The organism is Bacillus sp. PK6-026, assembly GCF_054161455.1.
This window is the reverse complement of the sequence record NZ_CP096418.1, coordinates 2151347-2171260: the sequence shown is the minus strand read 5'-3', so window position 1 is coordinate 2171260 and position 19914 is coordinate 2151347. Positions and strand designations below refer to the sequence as shown.

The window sequence follows — 19914 nt, the reverse complement described above, 5'->3', positions numbered from 1 at the left end:
GAAGGAGAGTGTACGTTATGCAACCCCCAACCGGAAAAACCTGCGTTCCGACCGGTGTGGATCTTAAAAACACCGGTTTTGGATATACGTTGTCATTGATAAGCGGCAAATATAAAATAATCATTCTATATTGGCTGTCTGAACGCGAAGTGATGCGGCATAATGAGCTGAAGCGAAGCATCGGCACCATTTCCTTCAAAACGCTGAGCATCATGTTAAAAGAGCTGGAGGCAGACGGCCTTATTATACGTAAGGAATTTCCCCAAATTCCCCCAAAGGTGGAGTATTCATTATCTGAACGCGGACGTTCTCTCTTACCTTTGTTCAATATGATGTGTGAGTGGGGAGAGAAAAACAGGCTGGGCTGACAGCCTGTTTCAACCGGAATGATTTCCGCAAAACTTAAAGATTGTCAATAAAACGCAAATAATCCCGGGCGCTTTTCTCCAATTCTCCCGCTCCCGGCCCGGTCGCTTCTTCCTCATTTCCGCCGGGCTCATTTTCCTTGCCGTAAAACCCAAAAAATGAACGATAGTCTGCATGACAATATCGGAATGTCGTTTCAAATGGAACTAATATTTGTTCAAGCGTATAGCGGTACCTTCCGTTTTCACCATAATCTTCTTCTTTAATTCCGGCGGATACACCTAATGCCACTTTACGATTTTTTAATCGATCACCTCCATTTGAACCATAAGCCCATCCGTAAGCCAATACATCATCAAGCCATTTTTTAAGAAGAGGCGGACAGTTAAACCAATAGATAGGGAATTGAAAAACAAGATTGCCGTGCGCTTCCACCAATTTTTGTTCTTTTTCCGCGTCAATGTTTCCATCCGGATATACGTCGGACAATTCGTGAACCGTATACTTTTCCGGATATTTTTTGAGCTCCTCTACCCAGCGCTTATTGATAACTGATGTTTCTAAACTTGGATGTGCAACGATAATCAGTGTTTTCAAAAATTTTCCTCCTTCGGCATGTTTTCATCTTGATTATAAAGTTCACACTGCGAATTTGTAAGTATGCACTTTTGGTTCAGGTACTTACGTAAAGGTAAGTATCAGTTGTCATCAAACGGTCCGATTTTGCCTGTCCAAAATCCTCTGGCATGAAAAATGCACTTTTTTAATATAATGTTACAAAGCTCTGCTGCCTAAGGAATTTGACGATCCAAAAAGGGGGTCACTTTATGAATTTTGAACTAACCAGAGAACAGCAAATGGTTCGCGAACTCGCCAGAGATTTTGCGAAACAGGAAATTGCACCGCATGCCGAACATGTTGACAGGACGGGAGAATTTCCGGTTGAGACATTTAAAAAAATGGGGGAGCTCGGCCTCTTGGGAATTCCGTTTCCGGAATGCTACGGCGGGTCAGGCGGGGATACGATTTCCTATGCGCTTAGCGTCGAAGAAATCGGCAAAGCGTGCGGGAGCACCGGTCTAAGCTATGCTGCGGCTGTATCGCTCGGGGCTGCACCGGTTTATTATTTCGGCACCGAAGAACAAAAACAAGAATATCTCGTGCCGCTTGCGACGGGCCGGGCGCTCGGAGCGTTCGGGCTGACCGAACCGAATGCAGGATCAGATGCGGGCGGCACCCGGACAAAAGCCCGCTCGGAAGGGGACAGCTATGTGATCAGCGGGGAGAAATGCTGGATCACCAATGCCGGATATGCCCGGACCGTCATCGTCACCGCCGTCACCGGAAAAGATGACAACGGAAAAAAACATCATCTCCGCCATCATCGTTCCGACAGATTCGGAAGGCTTCACCATTAATAGCGAATATGACAAAATGGGTGTCCGCGGCTCCAATACATCGCAGCTCATCTTGGACAATGTCCGCGTTCCAAAACAAAATCTGTTGGGAAGCCCGGAAAAAGGGTTTAAACAGTTTCTCAATACACTTGACGGGGGCAGAATTTCGATCGCCGCGCTGGCCGTCGGTATCGCTCAAGGCGCTTTTGAGGCCGCGCTTGCATACGCACACGAACGAAAACAATTCGGCCGGCCCATCTCCTATTTCCAGGCGATTCAGTTCAAGCTTGCCGACATGGCCATGGAAATTGAGCTTGCCCGCAATATGGTGCTGAAGGCCGCCTGGCTGAAAGATCAAGGCCGGCCGTTTACAAAGGAAGCGGCTTTCGCCAAGCTTTATGCCTCAGAGATGGCGTTCAGGACATGTAATCAGTCCATTCAAATACACGGAGGATACGGGTATATGAAAGAGTACGGAGTCGAGCGGATGCTGCGGGATGCCAAATTAATGGAAATCGGTGAAGGAACTTCAGAAATTCAACGGCTCGTCATCGCAAGGCAGCTCGGCATAGGCAAACAAGCGGCAAAATGAAAACGCTTTCCGGGAGAAGGGAGGGACAACGTTGGCAGAGCTGCTCCATTTGACTATCGGAAAATTGTTGGAGAAAACCGCGGCAAACGCACCTGATCACGAGGCTGTCGTCTATCCGGATCGCCGTCTCCGTTATACGTACCGGCAATTTGACCAGTTGTGCAGAAAAGTCGCAAAAGGACTGGTGGCGCTCGGTATTGAAAAAGGTGAACATGTCGCAATTTGGGCTTCCAATACTCCGGAATGGCTCACCGCCCAGTTTGCCTCGGCAAAAACGGGCGCGGTGCTTGTCACAGTCAACACGAACTATCAATTATCAGAGCTTGAATATGTGCTGAAACAGTCAGATGCCACAACACTCATTTTAATGGAATCATACCGGGGCACTTCTTACATTGATATCCTTTACAAACTGATTCCTGAATTGAAGGAGTCGGAACCGGGTAAGCTCGCATCTGAAAGACTGCCTTTCTTAAAAAATATTATTTTGATGGGAGATAAAAGGCATCCCGGCATGTACCTTTGGGATGACATATTAAAGCTCTCCGGTTCGGTAAGCGAAAAAGCGCTTGATCACAGGATGGAACGACTCAAAGAGCATGATGTCATCAATATGCAATATACATCAGGTACGACAGGCTTTCCAAAAGGCGTGATGCTCACTCATTCCAATTTGGCAAACAACGCGGCAAATATTGCGGAATGCATGAATTTATCGAGAAAAGACAGAATGTGCATCCCCGTACCCTTTTTTCACTGCTTTGGATGCGTGCTGGGAACTCTCGCTTGCGTCACCGCCGGTGCGACGATGGTGCCGGTGCAAGAATTCAATCCAAAAGAAGTGCTTTCCGCTGTCGAAACGGAAAAATGCACGGCGCTGCACGGTGTACCGACCATGTTCATTGCCGAACTGAATGATCAAGATTTTGCATCATATGACTTGTCTTCTTTAAGAACGGGTATCATGGCCGGTTCAAACTGTCCGATTGAAGTTATGAAAAAAGTGATCAATAACATGGGGATGTCTGAAATAACGATTGCATACGGACAGACAGAAGCATCACCGGTCATTACCCAGACGAGGGTCAACGATTCGCTCAAAAGAAGGGTCGAAACCGTAGGGCGCGCCTTGCCGAATGTTGAAGTCAAAATAACTGAACCGGGCACAAATCAGGAGGTTGCAAGAGGCGTTCAAGGCGAGCTGTGCACACGCGGCTACCATGTCATGAAAGGCTATTACAAAAATTCTGAGGACACGGCAGCGGTGATTGATGAGGACGGATTTTTGCATACAGGTGATTTAGCCGTAATGGATGAAGAAGGCTACTGCCGGATTACCGGGAGATTAAAAGACATGATCATCCGAGGCGGAGAAAACATATACCCGCGGGAAATAGAAGAGTTTTTATACAAGCATCCCAACATTCTCGACGTCCAAATTGTCGGTGTGCCTGACGAAACATTCGGTGAAGAGATATCGGCCTGGATCAAACTGAAAAGCGGAGCATCCATGACAGCTGACGAATTAAAAGAATACTGCAAAGGTAAAATCGCCCGTTATAAGATTCCGCGCTATATCGCATTTGTCGAAGAGTTCCCGATGACGGCATCGGGAAAAGTGCAGAAATTTAAATTAAGGGAGCAAGCGCTTGAACATTTTCAATTGTAATTTTCTCTTGCAAGTGCGACGAACTAAAATGAGGGACTCTTTTGTTAAACGGATCATCCGCACATGTAAACGGATACCGTGTAGCCTAAAGCTTTTGAAAGTGAAGCAAAACTGTATCTTAATTGGTTAAGGTACAGTTTTTTTATGAGGTTTTTCAAAAACACGTGAGATGATATTTTTTACGAATAAATGATGACAATTTATTTCCATTTCTGCTCGGAGTGCGTGGAATTCCAGCTCTGTTTTTTGAATAAAATGGTATAAACATCGTGATATTTTCTCCGCTTTAGAGCTTTTCTTATGTTATGAGCAGTAAAGACAAGAATTTTGCAGATGAGATAAAATAACCATTTTCTAAAAAATTATTGAATTTATTGTAAACATTGTTGTATTTTATCGAATTTGTATTACAATGATTCTCATACGTATGATTTAGCCATATATTGTCATATAACCTGTAATTATTTTACTTTTTTATTCTCTTATATTTGAAATGGAGGGGTTCCATTGAACACAACCTACACTTTGACCCATGCTCAAAGGAGAGTATGGTTTACCGAGCTGCTCGATCCGGGTACAAGTATCTGCAATCTTGCAGCCTGTGTCAAATTCAGGGGCGCTATTGACCTTGATGTGCTGCGGCGGGCTTTGGATTTTTCAGTTTCCCGGCATGATTCACTTCATTTTCAGCTGACAGAAGGGAAAGGGGAAGAGCCTGATCTTTATCTCGCTGAACATCGCCCGCTTTCCATAGAGACCATTGATTTGACAAAGGCCGGCAAGTCCGAACGGAATAAGTGGATTGACGATCAGACTTCGATTCCGTTTAAGCTGTTTCATTCACCGCTTTATCAATTCACCCTGCTGGCGATTTCGAGCGAAGAAGTTTGGCTCTATGCAAAATTCCACCATATCATAATGGACGGTATTTCTCTTAATCTGCTAGGCAATCAACTGATAGAGATGTATCAAAAAATGATTCGGAATGAACCCTTACCTCAACATCATGAACCTTCCTATCTCACCTATATCGAAAAAGAGAAGCAATACTTGCAATCTTCCCGGTTTGAAAAAGACCGCTTATTTTGGACAAACACCTACCACACCATTCCAGAACATTTCCCACTAACAGAAAAAGCCTTGCCTCAACAACAAAGCACCGCCGCTTTAAGAGAAACCCTGACTCTTTCACATCCCTTGGCAGAATCAATCCGACACTTTTGCGAAAAGCATCAAATCAGCATTCTTTCTCTGTTTATGGCTTCGTTTTACATATGCATCAGCAGAATGACATCCAGCAAGGATATTGTGATTGGGACCTATTACGGTAACCGCGCCTCCAGGCTGGAAAAAGACATGCTCGGTATGTTTGTGAGCACACTGCCAATCAGAATGGAAGTCGATCCGGATTGTGATGTTCTTTCATTTGTCACAAGCATCGGGAAAGAACAGCTTTCAGTCATGCGTCATCAAAAATATCCCTACAATCTGCTGATGAACGAATTAAGGCATCAGCATGGTGATCTGCAAAATTTAATTGTCACTTCCATACAGTATCAGCCGCTTCAATGGCAACAAGCAGATGGCTTTGAATATGAAACGGCCATGTATTTCAGCGGGCGCACTGCAAATCAGCTGTCTGTTTCAATTAAAGAGCGCCTTGATACCGGTATCATACAGTTAAATTTTGATTATCAAACCGCTATGTTTACTGATCATGACATCAAACGGATTCAATCCCATCTTTTAACCGTTTTGGAGAAGGCACTTGAGAAGCCGGACCAGCCGATTAAAAACATCGATATGGTAGAGTCCAACGAAAAGGAACGGATTTTGTCTGCTTTTAACCAAACAGATTCCGTCAAACCTTTGGCGCCGACGCTGTATGGTTTTTTCACCCGCCGCGCGGCGCTGTCGCCGAACTTGCCGGCGGTTCGTTTTTCCGGCGGTATCTTAACGTACCGAGAGCTTGATCAGTATACCAATCAACTTGCTGTCCGGTTGAAGAAAAAAGGCGTCGCCAAAGAAAGTGTGGTCGGCGTGCTCGCCGACCGTTCACCGGAGATGGTGATCGCGGTGCTGGCTGTTTTGAAAGCCGGCGGCGCTTACGTGCCGCTTGATCCAGACTATCCTGAAGAACGGCTCAGATATATGCTCGCTGACAGTGGCGCCCGGCTTCTCGTCACAGGGCCGGGTTTGTCCGTCTCCGGATTTTCCGGGGAAACGCTTGAAGTCAATCTGTCATCACTTCGAACGGAACCAGCGGAGAACGAACCGGTTTGCGCTCATACGGATGGCGGCTCACTCGCCTATGTCATCTATACATCCGGTTCAACCGGGACACCGAAGGGCGTCGCGGTTGAGCACCGACAGGCTGCCGCCTTTTTGTCCGGGATGCAGCGCCAGTTCCCATTAACTGAAGATGATGTCATTGTGCTCAAGTCATCGTTTTCATTTGATGCTTCGATCTGGCAGTTGTTTTGGTGGATGATTCCCGGCGCCTCCATGTATTTGCTTCCGCAGGGCTGGGAGAAGGATCCCGCTTTAATGACAGAAGCCTTCACAAACGAAGGAGTGACGACGACGCATTTTATCCCGGCGATGGCCAACAGCTTTTTAGACCAGGTCGAGATGGAAACAGAGGAGAAAAGGACAAGCCTTGCGAAAACCTTGAAACACGTATTCGCCGGAGGTGAAGCGCTCGCTCCCCAGACAGCCGCCCGATTTGCCCGGTCTTTGCCGGAGACTGCGGTCATTCACGGCTACGGGCCGACAGAAGCTACGGTGGATGCCGCATTTTTTCGGTACGACCATGAAAAAGACAGGGAACGGATGCGGCTTCCGATCGGAAAACCTGTACCGGGAGCCCGTCTTTATATTTTAGACAGTGAGAAAGCTGTCCAGCCCATAGGGGTGGCCGGAGAACTGTATATCGCAGGCGCGGGTGTCGCAAGGGGCTATTTGAACCGTCCGGAGCTGACAGAAGAACGGTTTCTCGATGACCCGTTTTATCGAGGGGAACGCATGTATCAAACGGGCGATCTGGCGAGATGGCTCCCGGATGGAACCGTTGAATGGCTGGGCCGCATGGACGGCCAAGTGAAAATCCGCGGCTACCGAATCGAACCGGGAGAAGTCGAAGCGGCGCTTCGCCAGATCGACGGCGTGCGGGAAGCGGCGGTTGTCGCCCGGACAGAAGGGGAGGAAACCGAGCTTTACGCCTATATTGAAGGTCAGGATCAAAAGACCGCAAGGACAGAACTAGGCAAACGCCTGCCGGCCTATATGATGCCTTCATCATTCATCGAGATGCGTGACTGGCCTGTCACTCCGAGCGGAAAGCTTGACCGCAAGGCGCTGCCCGCTCCCGACGGAGCGGCTGAACGACGCGCTTACACCGCGCCGCGAACCATCACGGAAATGAAGCTCGCCAAGCTTTGGGAAGAGGTGCTGAAATACGGCCCTGCCGGCACTCGCGACCACTTTTTCGAACAAGGCGGCCACTCGCTGAAAGCGACAGCGCTTGTCTCCCGCATTGCCAAAGCCTTTGGCGTGCAAGTGCCGCTGAAGGAGATCTTTGCCAAGCCGACACTGGAAGAGCTCGCCGCCGTGATTCAGGAATTGGATGAGAGCCCATATGCGGCGATTGAACCGGCGGAAATACAGGACACCTACCCGGTGTCCTCGGCGCAAAAGCGGATGTATGTCCTTCAGCAGCTGGAAGACGGCGGTGTCGGCTACAATATGCCGGCGGCGCTTAAGCTGACAGGACCGCTCGACCGCGCGCGGCTTGATGAAGTATTCAGGCAGCTGATCCGCCGCCACGAATCGCTCAGGACGTCGTTTGAAACCGGGGCAGACGGCGAGCCTGTCCAGCGCATCCATGATGATGTCCCGTTTCAGCTGATGGAGTTGGCGGCGGCTGAAGACTTTGTCCGTCCGTTCCGGCTTCAAGAAGCGCCGCTTTTCCGCGCCGCTCTTGTGAAGGAAGCAGAGGAGAGTCATCTGTTGTTGGTGGACATGCATCACATCATTTCCGACGGGGTGTCTGTCGGCACCTTAATCCGCGAATTCAGCGAGCTGTACGCCAGCCGGATGCTTGCCCCGCTGCGGATTCAATATAAAGACTACGCCGTCTGGCAACAGGCATTCAAACAAGGGGAGGCGTACAACAGACAGGAAGCCTATTGGCTGAAGCAGCTCGACGGAGAGCTGCCGGTGCTTGAGCTTCCGGCCGACAACGCCCGCCCGGCGGTGCGAAGCTTTGCCGGAGATCATGTGTCCTTTTCACTTGATGCGGACACTTCATCCGGCCTATACAAGATCGCCCGCGACAACGGCTGCACCCTGTATATGGTTCTTCTCGCCGCGTATAGCACGCTTCTTGCCCGGCTCAGCGGACAGGAGGATATCATCATCGGTTCGCCGATCGCCGGAAGGCCGCACAAAGACTTAGAACCTGTCATCGGCATGTTTGTCAACACATTGGCGATCAGAACGCATCCGGCAGAAAACAAATGTTTCAGCAATTTCTTAAGAGAGGTCCGCGAAACGGCGCTTGAGGCATTTGAACATCAGGATTATCCGTTTGAGGAGCTTGTCGACAGGCTTGATGTCGTCCGTGATATGAGCCGCAATCCGTTGTTTGACGCCATGTTTATTTTGCAAAACATGGAACAGCACGATATGCAATTAGCCGGCCTTCAAGTCAATCGCGTTCAAACATTTGCCCATCAAGTATCTATTTTTGACCTTACATTGACCGCTTGCGAATCTAACGGGAATATCCGTCTCGACATGGAATTCAGCACCGATCTTTTCTTAAAAACAACCATCGAGCGCTGGATGAAACATTTGCTTGTACTTTTGCGCCATATCGCCCATCAGCCCGAGACAGATCTTGCACGCTTCAATCTTCTGAACGATGAAGATCAATACCAAATTCTTGTTGAATTTAATCACAAACACCTTCAACTTCCAGAACGAACAGCAGTGTTTCACGAACTGTTTGAAGAAACAACAGCGAATAATCCTCAGAAAATCGCAGTCATTGAGGGCTCGAAACAGATCAGCTATCACCAATTGAATGGTCGCGCCAATCGACTGGCGCGGACGCTTCAAACAGCCGGAATCGGTCCTGGAAAACGAGTTGCGATTTTGGCCAATCGTTCGATTGAAGCCATCATAGGTGTTTTGGCCGTGCTGAAAGCGGGAGGAGCGTATATCCCGATAGATTCCCATTATCCAGAAGAAAGAATTCGGTTTTTATTAAAAGACAGCGAAGCATCTGCGCTACTGGCCCAGGCTGAATATATAGATATCGCTTCACTTTTGACAGATGGCAGTATGCCTTGCATCCAGCTTGACCATGAACATAATGGCCTGCACGAGGAAAATATGGTTTCAACAGCAACTCCAAAAGATACTGCCTATGTCATCTATACTTCGGGAACAACAGGAGCGCCAAAAGGAGTTGAAGTCAGACATCGCAATTTCACACATGCAGCGCTTGCTTGGCGAAGCATCTATGAGCTTGACCGCACACCGGTGAGAGTGCTGCAAATGGCCAGTTTCTCGTTTGATGTCTTTTCAGGAGACATAGCCCGGGCATTCTTAGACGGGGGAACGCTTGTGATTTGCCCGGATGATGTCCGAATTGAGCCCGAACTGTTATGTAAGCTGATGAATCAACAGCAGATTACATTAATGGAATCGACACCAGCCCTGATTGTTCCCTTTATGGAATATGTTTACCGGCGGAAATATCGATTACCGAGCCTAAAGGTGCTGATTCTGGGCTCAGATATTGTCAGTGCACAGGATTTTTACACATTAAATGAACGATTCGGAAAAGAGATGCGGATCATCAACAGCTACGGTGTAACAGAGGCGACCATTGATTCAAGCTATTATGAAATCACGATGAGTAAAGAGCGCTATCACGATTTTGTACCGATCGGCATTCCGCTCCCAAATGTACAAATGTATGTTCTCAACAAGAACAAACAAGTTCAGCCCATCGGCGTCCCGGGAGAACTTTTTATTGGGGGAGAAGGCGTGGCCAAAGGTTATTGGCAAAAAGCTGAATTGACAAAAGCCAAATTCAGCGATCCATTAGCGCAAGGTCGGCCGCTGTATCAAACCGGAGATCAGGCCTGCTGGCTTCCCGACGGCACCCTCCGTCTTTATGGGCGTCTTGATCAACAAGTCAAAATAAAGGGCTACAGAATTGAGCTCGAAGAAATAGAAAATGCGCTTTTGAAGAACGAGCATGTCAAAGAAGCGGCAGTCGCCATTCAAAAAGATATTGAAGAAAAAACCTATTTGGCGGCATACGTCGTTCCTAAAGAAGCAGACATCATCGATTTGCGTTTAGATTTGGCAAAAAGGCTTCCGGCTTACATGATTCCAGCTCATTTTGTCGGTTTAGAGAAAATGCCGCTTACATTTAACGGCAAATTGAATAAAGACGCTTTGCCTGCTGCACATGTTCAGCCACTGGAAACTTACCATGCCCCGCAAAATGAAAAACAAGCATTGCTATGCCGGATTTGGGAGGATGTTCTCCATGTACGGCAAGCCGGCATCACCGACTCTTTCTTTCAGCTGGGGGGAGACTCCATAAAAGCGCTGCAAGTGTCGGCTCGTCTTGCCGCTGAAGGATGGGATATGACGATTCGGGATTTATTTCAATTTCCGACCATAGAAGAACTGGCGAGTCACCTGACTCCGACCGTATCAATTGCCGATCAGGGACCTGTTGAAGGGAATGCCAGTCTAACACCTGTACAGCAAAGGTTTTTTGCCTATCCTGGCGCCTTTGAACATCATTACAATCAAGCTGTCATGCTCACAAGTGAAAAAAGATTGGACGAGACTGCACTGCGCCGGGCCGTATCCGCTTTAATCAAGCATCATGACGCCTTGCGGATGATGTTTAAAAAAGACGATAACGGACGCATCCTTCAATATAATCGCGGAATCAGTCAAACGGATGAGGATGGATTCAGCTTTAAGACCATAGACCTCGCCGATGAGACGCAGATTGCCGAACGCATAGAAGCGGAGGAAAAACGAATACAGCGGGCAATGCGTTTGGACGAAGGACTCCTTTGTCACATTGGATTGTTCAGATTGCGGGATGCAGACCATCTGCTGATCGCCATTCATCATCTGATTGTGGATGGTGTGTCATGGAGAATTTTGCTTGAAGATTTACAAACAGCTTATCAGCAAGCTTTAGCAGACAGAAAAATTAAATTGCCGCAGAAAAGCGATTCTTACGTAACATATGCAAACAGGCTGCATCCATTGTCAACAAGCAACGAACTGCTTGAGGAAGCGGCATATTGGGAGCATGCAATATCTTTTGAAACGACCGCATTACCAAAAGACGGTCATAGGAATGCGGACAGGCTGCAAAAAACGGCACTCATCGCTTCGCGCATGTTAAGCGTGAAACTGACAAACCAGCTGCTGTTTCAGACAAAACAGGCATACGGCACAGAGGTGAATGAACTGATGCTGGCGGCCTTGGGAATGGCGCTTGCCGATTGGACGAAACATGAGCATTTCCTTGTCAGTGTTGAGGGACATGGCAGGGAAGGACATGTTCCGGACATTGATATTTCCAGAACTGTAGGATGGTTCACCTCGATTTATCCGGTTCTTCTGGACATGAGTGCACCGGACAATTCAAGCGAAAAAACCGCTTGCCGTATAAAAAACGTGAAAGACATGATGAGACGCGTGCCGAACCAAGGAACCGGATACGGGCTTTTGCAATCGTCCCAACGTATTCAGCACCGTGAACCTGAAATCTGCTTTAACTATCTCGGACAGTTCGACGGTCTCGAAGGAATGATGCGGATGTCTCCTTATCAGCAGCGCCACAACATTGCAGAAGAGCGGCCGAGAGAATTTGATTTGGACATTAATGCAATGGTCGTCAATCAGCGGCTTGATATTCAAACTGTCTATACCGACGTCTTTTCCAGGCGTACGATTGAAACATTTATGGATGGCTTCTATGACCGCCTTTGTGAGGTCATTGAGCATTGTTCCGCCAAGAAAAAACGAGAAAAAACATTGAGCGATTTCAGCAATAAACAATTGACTTCCGCTTCATTCGAAAGTATTGCCAATCTCGTAAAAGAACTTTAATTTCGCCGGAAAGGTGTGTGGCATTCATGGCGCAAGAGACAGAGATTCAAGATATTTATCCATTGTCGTATATGCAGGAAGGAATGCTGTTTCATTCACTGCTTCACCCTGATTCAAACGCCTATATTGAACAAATTTCCTTCACCATCAGCGGTGATTTGTGTCTGGATTCATTTCAGAAGAGTCTGGATCTATTGATTGAACGTTACGACATTTTCAGAACGATTTATATAAAAGAGGTGCCTGATCTGGACGGGCCGCAGCAAGTCGTTCTATCACACCGAAAAGTAGCTGTTCAGACGGAGGATATTTCTGCCTTGACGGCTGAACAACAGAATACGTTGATAAATAGCTGCAAACAAGCAGATCGGCATCAACGGTTCGACCTGCAAAAAGGCCCATTAATGCGGCTGACCCTGTATCAAACAGGAGAAAAACGACATACATGCGTCTGGACCCACCACCACATCATGATGGATGGATGGAGCTTAGGTATTGTGCTGCAAGATTTTTTCCATATGTACTACGCTCTAAGAAACGGCCGGCCTTTCCGCCTTGGGAAGCCGGCGCCTTACAGCACATACATGACTTGGCTTCGCGGTCAGAGTAGAGAAAAAACAGCTGCCTTCTGGTCCGATTATTTGGAAGGGTACGGGGAGCCTGTCTCTGTCCCCGGTTCAAAAAGCAAAACAACAGAAGGCGTTTATACACCGAGTCACCTTCAATTCTCACTCAAGCCGGAAACGGTTGAAAAACTTTCCGATTTAGCAAGGCGATTGGGCGTGACGTTAAACACATTGTTTACAAGTATATGGGGCTTGCTTCTGCACCGCTACAACGCGACTGATGACGCTGTATTCGGCGCAGTTGTTTCAGGGAGGCCTTCCGCCATTGACGGGATCGAATCAATGGCCGGACTGTTCATTAACACGGTGCCTGTCCGGATTCGCTCTTCTGCGGGTATGTCATTTTCTTCACTCGCCAAACAGGTGCAAAAAGACATCCTGACTTGTGAAGATCACGGCTATTATCCTCTCTATGAGATTCAAAACGAGAGCGGCTTAAACAAAGACCTGGTCAATCATATCCTTGTATTTGAAAATTATCCCGTCCAAATGCAGAAAGAGGTTAACGGCTGGGAAGAATCGGAGGAAAACGCTCTTCATCTTGATCATTTTTCCACGTCAGAGGAAACCAATTACGACTTGAATATTGTCATTGTTCCCGGTGAGACCTTTTACATAAAATTCAGCTATAACGCCGAGGTCTATGATCAAACCGACATACTTCGGCTTCAAGGGCATGTAAAAGAAGTGATCGATTGTATACTATCAGATCCCGATCAATTGATCACAAGCATTGATCCCGTGCCACTCGCTGAAAAAAAACTGATTCATTCCTTTCACGGCAAACAGCGAACTTATCCGGATCAAACAGTTTATGAGCTGTTTGAAGAGCAGGCCGCCAAAACACCGAAACAAGAGGCGCTCAGATTCAATGAAACAAGCTGGAGCTACCGTGAATTAGATGAGCGAGCTAATCAAATCGCTCGTGCGCTAAGGAAAGAAGGCGCAGGTCCAAATCAAGTTGCAGCTGTTATGCTGCGCCGCTCAAAAGAAACTGTCGCAGCTCTTCTCGGCATCTGGAAATCGGGCAGTGCGTATATGCCGCTTGATCCGGATCATCCGCCTGAGCGGCTCTCGTTTCTCTTACGCGACAGTCAAGCCAAATGGCTCGTTACGCAACAAGAACTGCTCCCTTTTATCCCTGCGGATTACAAAGGGAAGATTGTAACAATTGAAGAAACAGACGCGGAACCAAAAGCCGCTCTTTCAGCACAGTCACACAGCGAAAATTGGGCCTACATCATTTATACATCAGGGACAACGGGGCAGCCCAAAGGGGTGCTCGTCAGCCACAGAAGCATTTCCAATACATTGCAATGGAGACGGGAAGAATACAGCATGACAGACCGAGATATCGCGCTCCATCTCTTTTCATATGTGTTTGACGGGTCAATAACAGGTCTGTTCACACCGCTTCTGTCAGGCTCCTGCGTCTTGCTGACCGATGAAGATGATGCAAAAGATGTCGTGGCTATGAAACAGCTTATCGCCCAACACGGCGTCAGCCATCTGCTCTTCGTTCCTTCCTTATACCGCGTACTGCTGGAGACCTTGACAAAAACAGACGCGGAAACACTCCGGGCTGTGACATTCGCCGGGGAAGCCGTGACACCTGATTTAATCACCGTAAGCCGCGAGATTTGCAGCAACGCCGAACTGATAAACGAATACGGACCGACAGAAAACAGCGTGTCAACGACGGTGCTGCGGAATCTTCAGAAAAGCGAGCGATTGACAATCGGACGGCCGGTTGATAATACATCTGTCTATATTATGCACGGGAACCTCCTTCAGCCGATCGGTGCTGTCGGTGAATTATGCATTTCAGGAAAAGGCCTTGCTGAAGGGTACTTTCAGCAAAAGGAATTGACAGATCAAGCCTTTACCGCCCATCCCTTTCATGAAGGAGAACGGCTGTACAGGACAGGGGATAAGGCGCGCTTTTTGCCGGATGGAACGATCGAATACCTTGGACGCCTGGATCACCAAGTAAAAGTCAGAGGATTCAGAATAGAACTAGGAGAAATTGAATCCGCACTTCGCGGTATTTCCGGGGTAAAAGACGCGGCGGCACTCGTACGCACCACAGCAGATGGAGAACAGGAGCTTGCGGCTTATGTTGTGTTGCAAAAGGAAACAGAGCGCTTGGACCTGCATAGAGCCCTTGCCGGGAAATTGCCGGCCTATATGATGCCTGACAGCTTTACAATACTGCCCAAAATGCCGCTTACAACGAGCGGAAAGCTGGATCGCTCCGGTCTCCCGGAACCGGCACATTCAGGCGGGACAGACGTCATGCCGAAAACGCCCCGCACTTTGCTGGAAACAGAGCTTATGTCGATTTGGCAAGACGTGTTGAAGCGGGAGCGGATTAGCATACATGATGATTTCTTCCAATTGGGCGGTCAATCTCTTAAAGCGGCGGCGCTTGTCTCAAAAATCTATCAGCGGCTTAATGTTCAGCTGCCGATTCGCGAAGTCTTTTCATATCCGACGATTGCCAGCATGGCTCCTGCAATAGAACGGGTCAAAAGTGAGACCCGTCCGGAGATAAAACCGGCGCCGGAAAAAAATCTGTATCCTTTGTCTTTCGCGCAAAAAAGGCTCTATGCCCTGCATCAGCTGGCAAAAGACAGTACAAGCTACAACATGCCCGCTTGCTTGGAACTCTGCGGAACACTGAACCGAAAGCGATTGAAAGAAACTTTTGCATCATTAATCGACAGACATGAGGCGCTGCGCACTTCGTTTGTTTTACAGGACGGGGAGCCGATGCAAAAAGTCGTATCATCTGCCGAAGTGAAATGGACAGAGTTGCACATCCAATCCGAGAAATCGCTCAATGAAGTGTTGGAATCGTTCGTTCAGCCGTTTGATCTTGAAAGAGCTCCGCTGATCAGAGTCTGTTTAGCCGCGTTGAACAAAGACCGGCATTTCTTCCTGCTTGATATGCATCATCTCATTGCTGACGGAATGTCAATGAGCACGTTTATTCGTGAATTCACGGCCATTTACAGCGGGAAAGAGCTGCCTCCATTGACACTGCAATATAAAGATTTCGCTGTATGGCAAAATGAACAGTTTTCAGCCGGGGTATTCGGCAGCCAAAAACAGTACTGGCTGGAAGTGCTGAAGGGAACGTTGCCGGTGCTGGACTTGCCGCTTGATCAAAAACGGCCGCTTCTCCCCGATTTTAGCGGAGACACTTTGACCACGCATATTGACAGGGAAACAGGGGCAAAGCTGCGCCAGTTAATGGATGAGACCGGTTCAACGTTATATATGGTGTTGCTGGCTGGCTTCTCAGTCTTTCTTTCTAAACTGAGCGGCCAAGAGGATATTGTCATCGGTTCGCCGGCACATGGCCGAGAACGCGCAGAACTTGATGGCGTGATCGGGATGTTCGTGAATACAATGGCGATGCGAAGCAAGCCTGAAGGGAATAAAACAGTCCGTACATATTTGAAAGAGATCAAAACACTGACACTTGAGGCTGTTGACAACCAATATTATCCGTTTGAGGAGCTCGTCCAACACATTGACGCCCCACGAGAAGTGAACCGCAACCCGCTTTTTGACGCTATGCTGGTGCTTGAAAACAGCGATGATTTCAAGATGGAATTACCGGAACTGACGCTTTTATCACATAAACTGCCGCATCACTCGTCAAAGTTTGATTTGACTTTGCATGCCGAAGAACAAGATGACGGTACGATCAGCTGTCATTTTGAGTACAGTACCGCCTTATTTGAAAAGGCAACGGTCGCGCGCTGGTCTGATCATTTTAAAGCGCTAATCGGCAGCATGTCGGCCAATCACGACATGAAACTGTCCGACATGCAAATGCTGACTCCGAAAGAACAAAACATGCTGATCAATGCTGCAGGAGAAACGGCTGAATACCCGAGACAAGAGAACATCGCGAGTCTATTTGAAAAACAGGCAATGGCCGCTCCGGATCAAATAGCCGCCGTGATCGATGATCGGCAGCTGTCTTACCGGGAACTTGATGAAAAGGCTGAACGGACAGCTGCTGTGTTGAATGAACATGGTGTCGGTTCAGGGCAAGTGGTCGGTTTAATGACAGACCGTTCACTCGATATGCTTGTTGGGATTCTCGGCATCTTAAAAGCGGGAGGCGCCTATTTGCCGATCGACCCTGATTATCCAGCTGAACGGATCCGCTTTATGCTGAATGACAGCGGGGCCAAACTGCTGCTTACTCAATCCGGACAACAATGGGAAGAACCTATAGACATACCTGTTTTATATATTGACGAGGCAGAAAAAGCCGCAGCGAAAAGGCGGCGCCAGCCGATATCAGCCGAACAGCCGGCATATGTGATCTACACATCAGGAACAACAGGAAAGCCAAAAGGTGTAGTGATTGAACACCGCAATGTGGTCAGCCTGATCAAACATGACGAGCTGCCTTTTTCATTCGGATCCTGGGACGTCTGGACGCTGTTCCATTCCTATTGTTTCGACTTCTCAGTTTGGGAAATATTCGGCGCTCTTTTACACGGCGGAAAAATTGTCATTGTCCCGAAAGAAACCGCCCGCGATCCCCATGTCTACCGGCGGCTTTTACAAAAAGAAGGCGTGACTGTGCTAAACCAGACGCCTACAGCTTTTCACGGGCTTATCGATGAAGAATTAAGGCATTCGGACCGCTTACAGCTCCGCTATGTCATCTTCGGCGGAGAAGCCCTGCAGCCCGGGATGCTGATGAACTGGATTGAGAAGTATCCAGAAACGGATCTCATCAATATGTACGGCATTACCGAAATAACGGTGCACGCCACGTATAAAAAGCTGACTCGAACCGATATGAAACACAATAAAAGCAATATCGGAAAACCTCTGGCAACCCTACAAGCCTATGTCGCGGACGCCTATATGAACCTGCAGCCTGTCGGTGTGCCGGGAGAACTGTATATCGCAGGCGCCGGAGTCGCAAGAGGCTATATCAACAGAGAAGAGCTGACCGCTTCCCGATTCATCACAAATCCATATGTCGGAGGTCAGCGCCTGTATCGTACGGGAGACATCGTCAAAAGGATGCCAAACGGCGAGCTGGAATATGTCGGCAGAAAAGATGCGCAAGTGAAGATCAGAGGATACCGGATTGAGTTGGGAGAAATCAGAAGCGCCCTTCAAGAACTGCCTCCAATCAAGGAAGCAGCAGTCATAACAAGAAATGACAAAGACGGACAGCAATCGATCTATGGATATGCGGTAACGGCGCAAAGCCTGAATGAAGCAGAGATTCGTACATATCTCAGAACGCTCCTCCCGGAATACATGATACCCGCGCGGATCATACAGGTTGATGAACTGCCACTGACAGCTAACGGCAAGCTCGACGAAAATGCGCTGCCAGAACCGGCGGCCAATCAGGGCGCAGGTGAAGATATAAGCCCAAGAAACGATATTGAACAGATGATGGCTGAGATTTGGGAAGAGCTCTTAGGAATGGAGGGGCTCGGTGTGAACGCCCATTTCTTTCACCTTGGCGGAGATTCTATTAAAGCGCTGCAAGTATGCGCAAGGCTAAAGCAGCGAGGCTATGAAACAACGGTTCGCGAGCTGTTTAAACATCAGACGCTTGGCCAGCTGTCAAAGCGGGTAACGAAAGTCCGGCGCGAGATTGATCAAGCGCCCGTCAACGGCGAAGTGCCGCTGACGCCTGTACAGCACTGGTTTTTCTCACAATCTTTGTCACACGATCACTTTCATCAATCTGTCATGCTGCACAGTTCCGCGCGATTTGATGAAACAGCTCTGCAAAAAACGCTCGCCCATATCGTGGTCCATCATGACGCATTGCGGATGGTATGCGGATATCAAGACGGAGTTTTAACACAGTACAACAGAGCCGAAGAGCTTGCCAAAGAGGAGCTGTTTTCGTTTGAACTGCTTGATGTAAGAGAAGCAGGATCATTAGCTCAAGAGCATGTGATGATTGAAAGGGCCGCGGAACATATTCAGAAATCGATTCAGCTTCAGACAGGGCCGCTTGTTGCAGCCGGCGTTTTTCGCGGATCGGACGGCGATCATTTGCTGCTTGTGATTCATCACCTTGTCATCGACGGAGTATCATGGCGCATCCTCTTCGAAGATTTAACCGCCGGATACAAACAGGCCCTGGCGGGAAAAGAAATCGTGCTTCCGGAAAAGACAGATTCCTATCAAACCTATGCCAAGCGGCTGACTGATTACGCAACAAGCCGACAGCTATTACGGGAAATAGATTACTGGACTGAAAGGGAAAAAACAAGAGTTGAACCGCTTCCGAAAGATGCCGAAACCATTACGAATCTGCTGCAAGATACAGCCACCATAGACATTCGGCTGACAAAACAAGAAACAGAGCGTCTGTTAACGGCTGTAAACATGCCGTATACGACAGATACAAATGACATATTACTCGCCGCGTTAGGTCTTGCGCTTCACAAATGGACCGGCAATGATCGATTCAAAATCAGCTTGGAAGGCCATGGAAGAGAAGCGCATTTGGAGGATATCGATATCAGCCGGACGGTCGGCTGGTTTACCTCGATTTATCCTGTTTTACTCGATGCAAGCCTTCCGGAGTCCGCAGATGATCATGAGCGTTTCGGCTACCACATCAAGCGGACAAAAGACATGCTGCGCCGTATTCCGTATAAGGGCGTTGGCTACGGGGTGCTGAAATACATCGGCGGCATGTGGGAACCTGAAGATTTCCAGCGTCCCGACATCAGCTTTAACTATTTGGGACAGTTTGACGAAGATATCAAGTCGAGCGGATTTCGCGTTTCTCCCGTCAAAGCGGGGCATGAGATCAGTCCGGATTGGGAGCGGCCTCATCTTCTCGATATCAGCGGCGCCATATCTTCAGAATGTCTCGTCATGCACTTTGTCTACAACCGGCTTCAATATGAGAAAGAAACAGTACAAGCTCTAGCAGACCATGTTCAATTTTTTCTCAAAACGATCATCAAGCATTGCACAGAAAAAGAAAACCATGAAAAAAGTGCAACAGACTTCACTGATGAAGATTTAACTTTGGAGGAACTAAGCGACATTATGGGAGCTGTCAATAAATTATAGAAAAGG

Annotated in this window: 5 protein-coding genes and 1 pseudogene; 5 read left to right on the top strand and 1 reads right to left on the bottom strand. The window is 48.1% G+C overall.

Going from position 1 to position 19914, the window contains the following annotated elements:
* Positions 1-17 precede the first annotated feature (17 nt).
* Entirely contained in the window at positions 18-368 is a 351-nt protein-coding gene (locus M1D59_RS11025) for a winged helix-turn-helix transcriptional regulator (RefSeq protein WP_020451706.1), read from the top strand.
* Positions 369-402: 34 nt separating this feature from the next.
* Here the strand turns inward: M1D59_RS11025 and M1D59_RS11020 are convergent, their stop codons facing one another.
* Positions 403-963 carry an NAD(P)H-dependent oxidoreductase gene (locus tag M1D59_RS11020; RefSeq protein ID WP_458118030.1) on the bottom strand — a complete coding sequence of 187 codons (561 nt, stop codon included), beginning with the start codon at positions 961-963 and terminating at the stop codon, positions 403-405.
* Between the two features lie 230 nt (positions 964-1193).
* On the opposite strand from M1D59_RS11020, the pseudogene M1D59_RS11015 reads away from it, so the two are divergent.
* From M1D59_RS11015 to M1D59_RS11000, 4 genes and pseudogenes are all read left to right on the top strand, one after another.
* Positions 1194-2355, top strand: a pseudogene (locus M1D59_RS11015) (acyl-CoA dehydrogenase family protein).
* Positions 2356-2386: 31 nt separating this feature from the next.
* Complete coding sequence (locus M1D59_RS11010; RefSeq protein WP_020451703.1) at positions 2387-4024, top strand: AMP-binding protein; 1638 nt, start codon at positions 2387-2389, stop codon at positions 4022-4024.
* 507 nt (positions 4025-4531) lie between these two features.
* Positions 4532-12187 carry an amino acid adenylation domain-containing protein gene (locus M1D59_RS11005; RefSeq protein WP_458118029.1) on the top strand — a complete coding sequence of 2552 codons (7656 nt, stop codon included), beginning with the start codon at positions 4532-4534 and terminating at the stop codon, positions 12185-12187.
* A gap of 26 nt (positions 12188-12213) precedes the next feature.
* Entirely contained in the window at positions 12214-19908 is a 7695-nt protein-coding gene (locus tag M1D59_RS11000) for an amino acid adenylation domain-containing protein (protein ID WP_458118028.1), read from the top strand.
* Positions 19909-19914 lie beyond the last annotated feature (6 nt).

Coding starts and splice junctions, on each gene's coding strand:
- M1D59_RS11025 (WP_020451706.1), top strand. CDS start 18: ATGCAACCCCCAACCGGAAAAACCTGCGTTCCGACCGGTGTGGATCTT.
- M1D59_RS11000 (WP_458118028.1), top strand. CDS start 12,214: ATGGCGCAAGAGACAGAGATTCAAGATATTTATCCATTGTCGTATATG.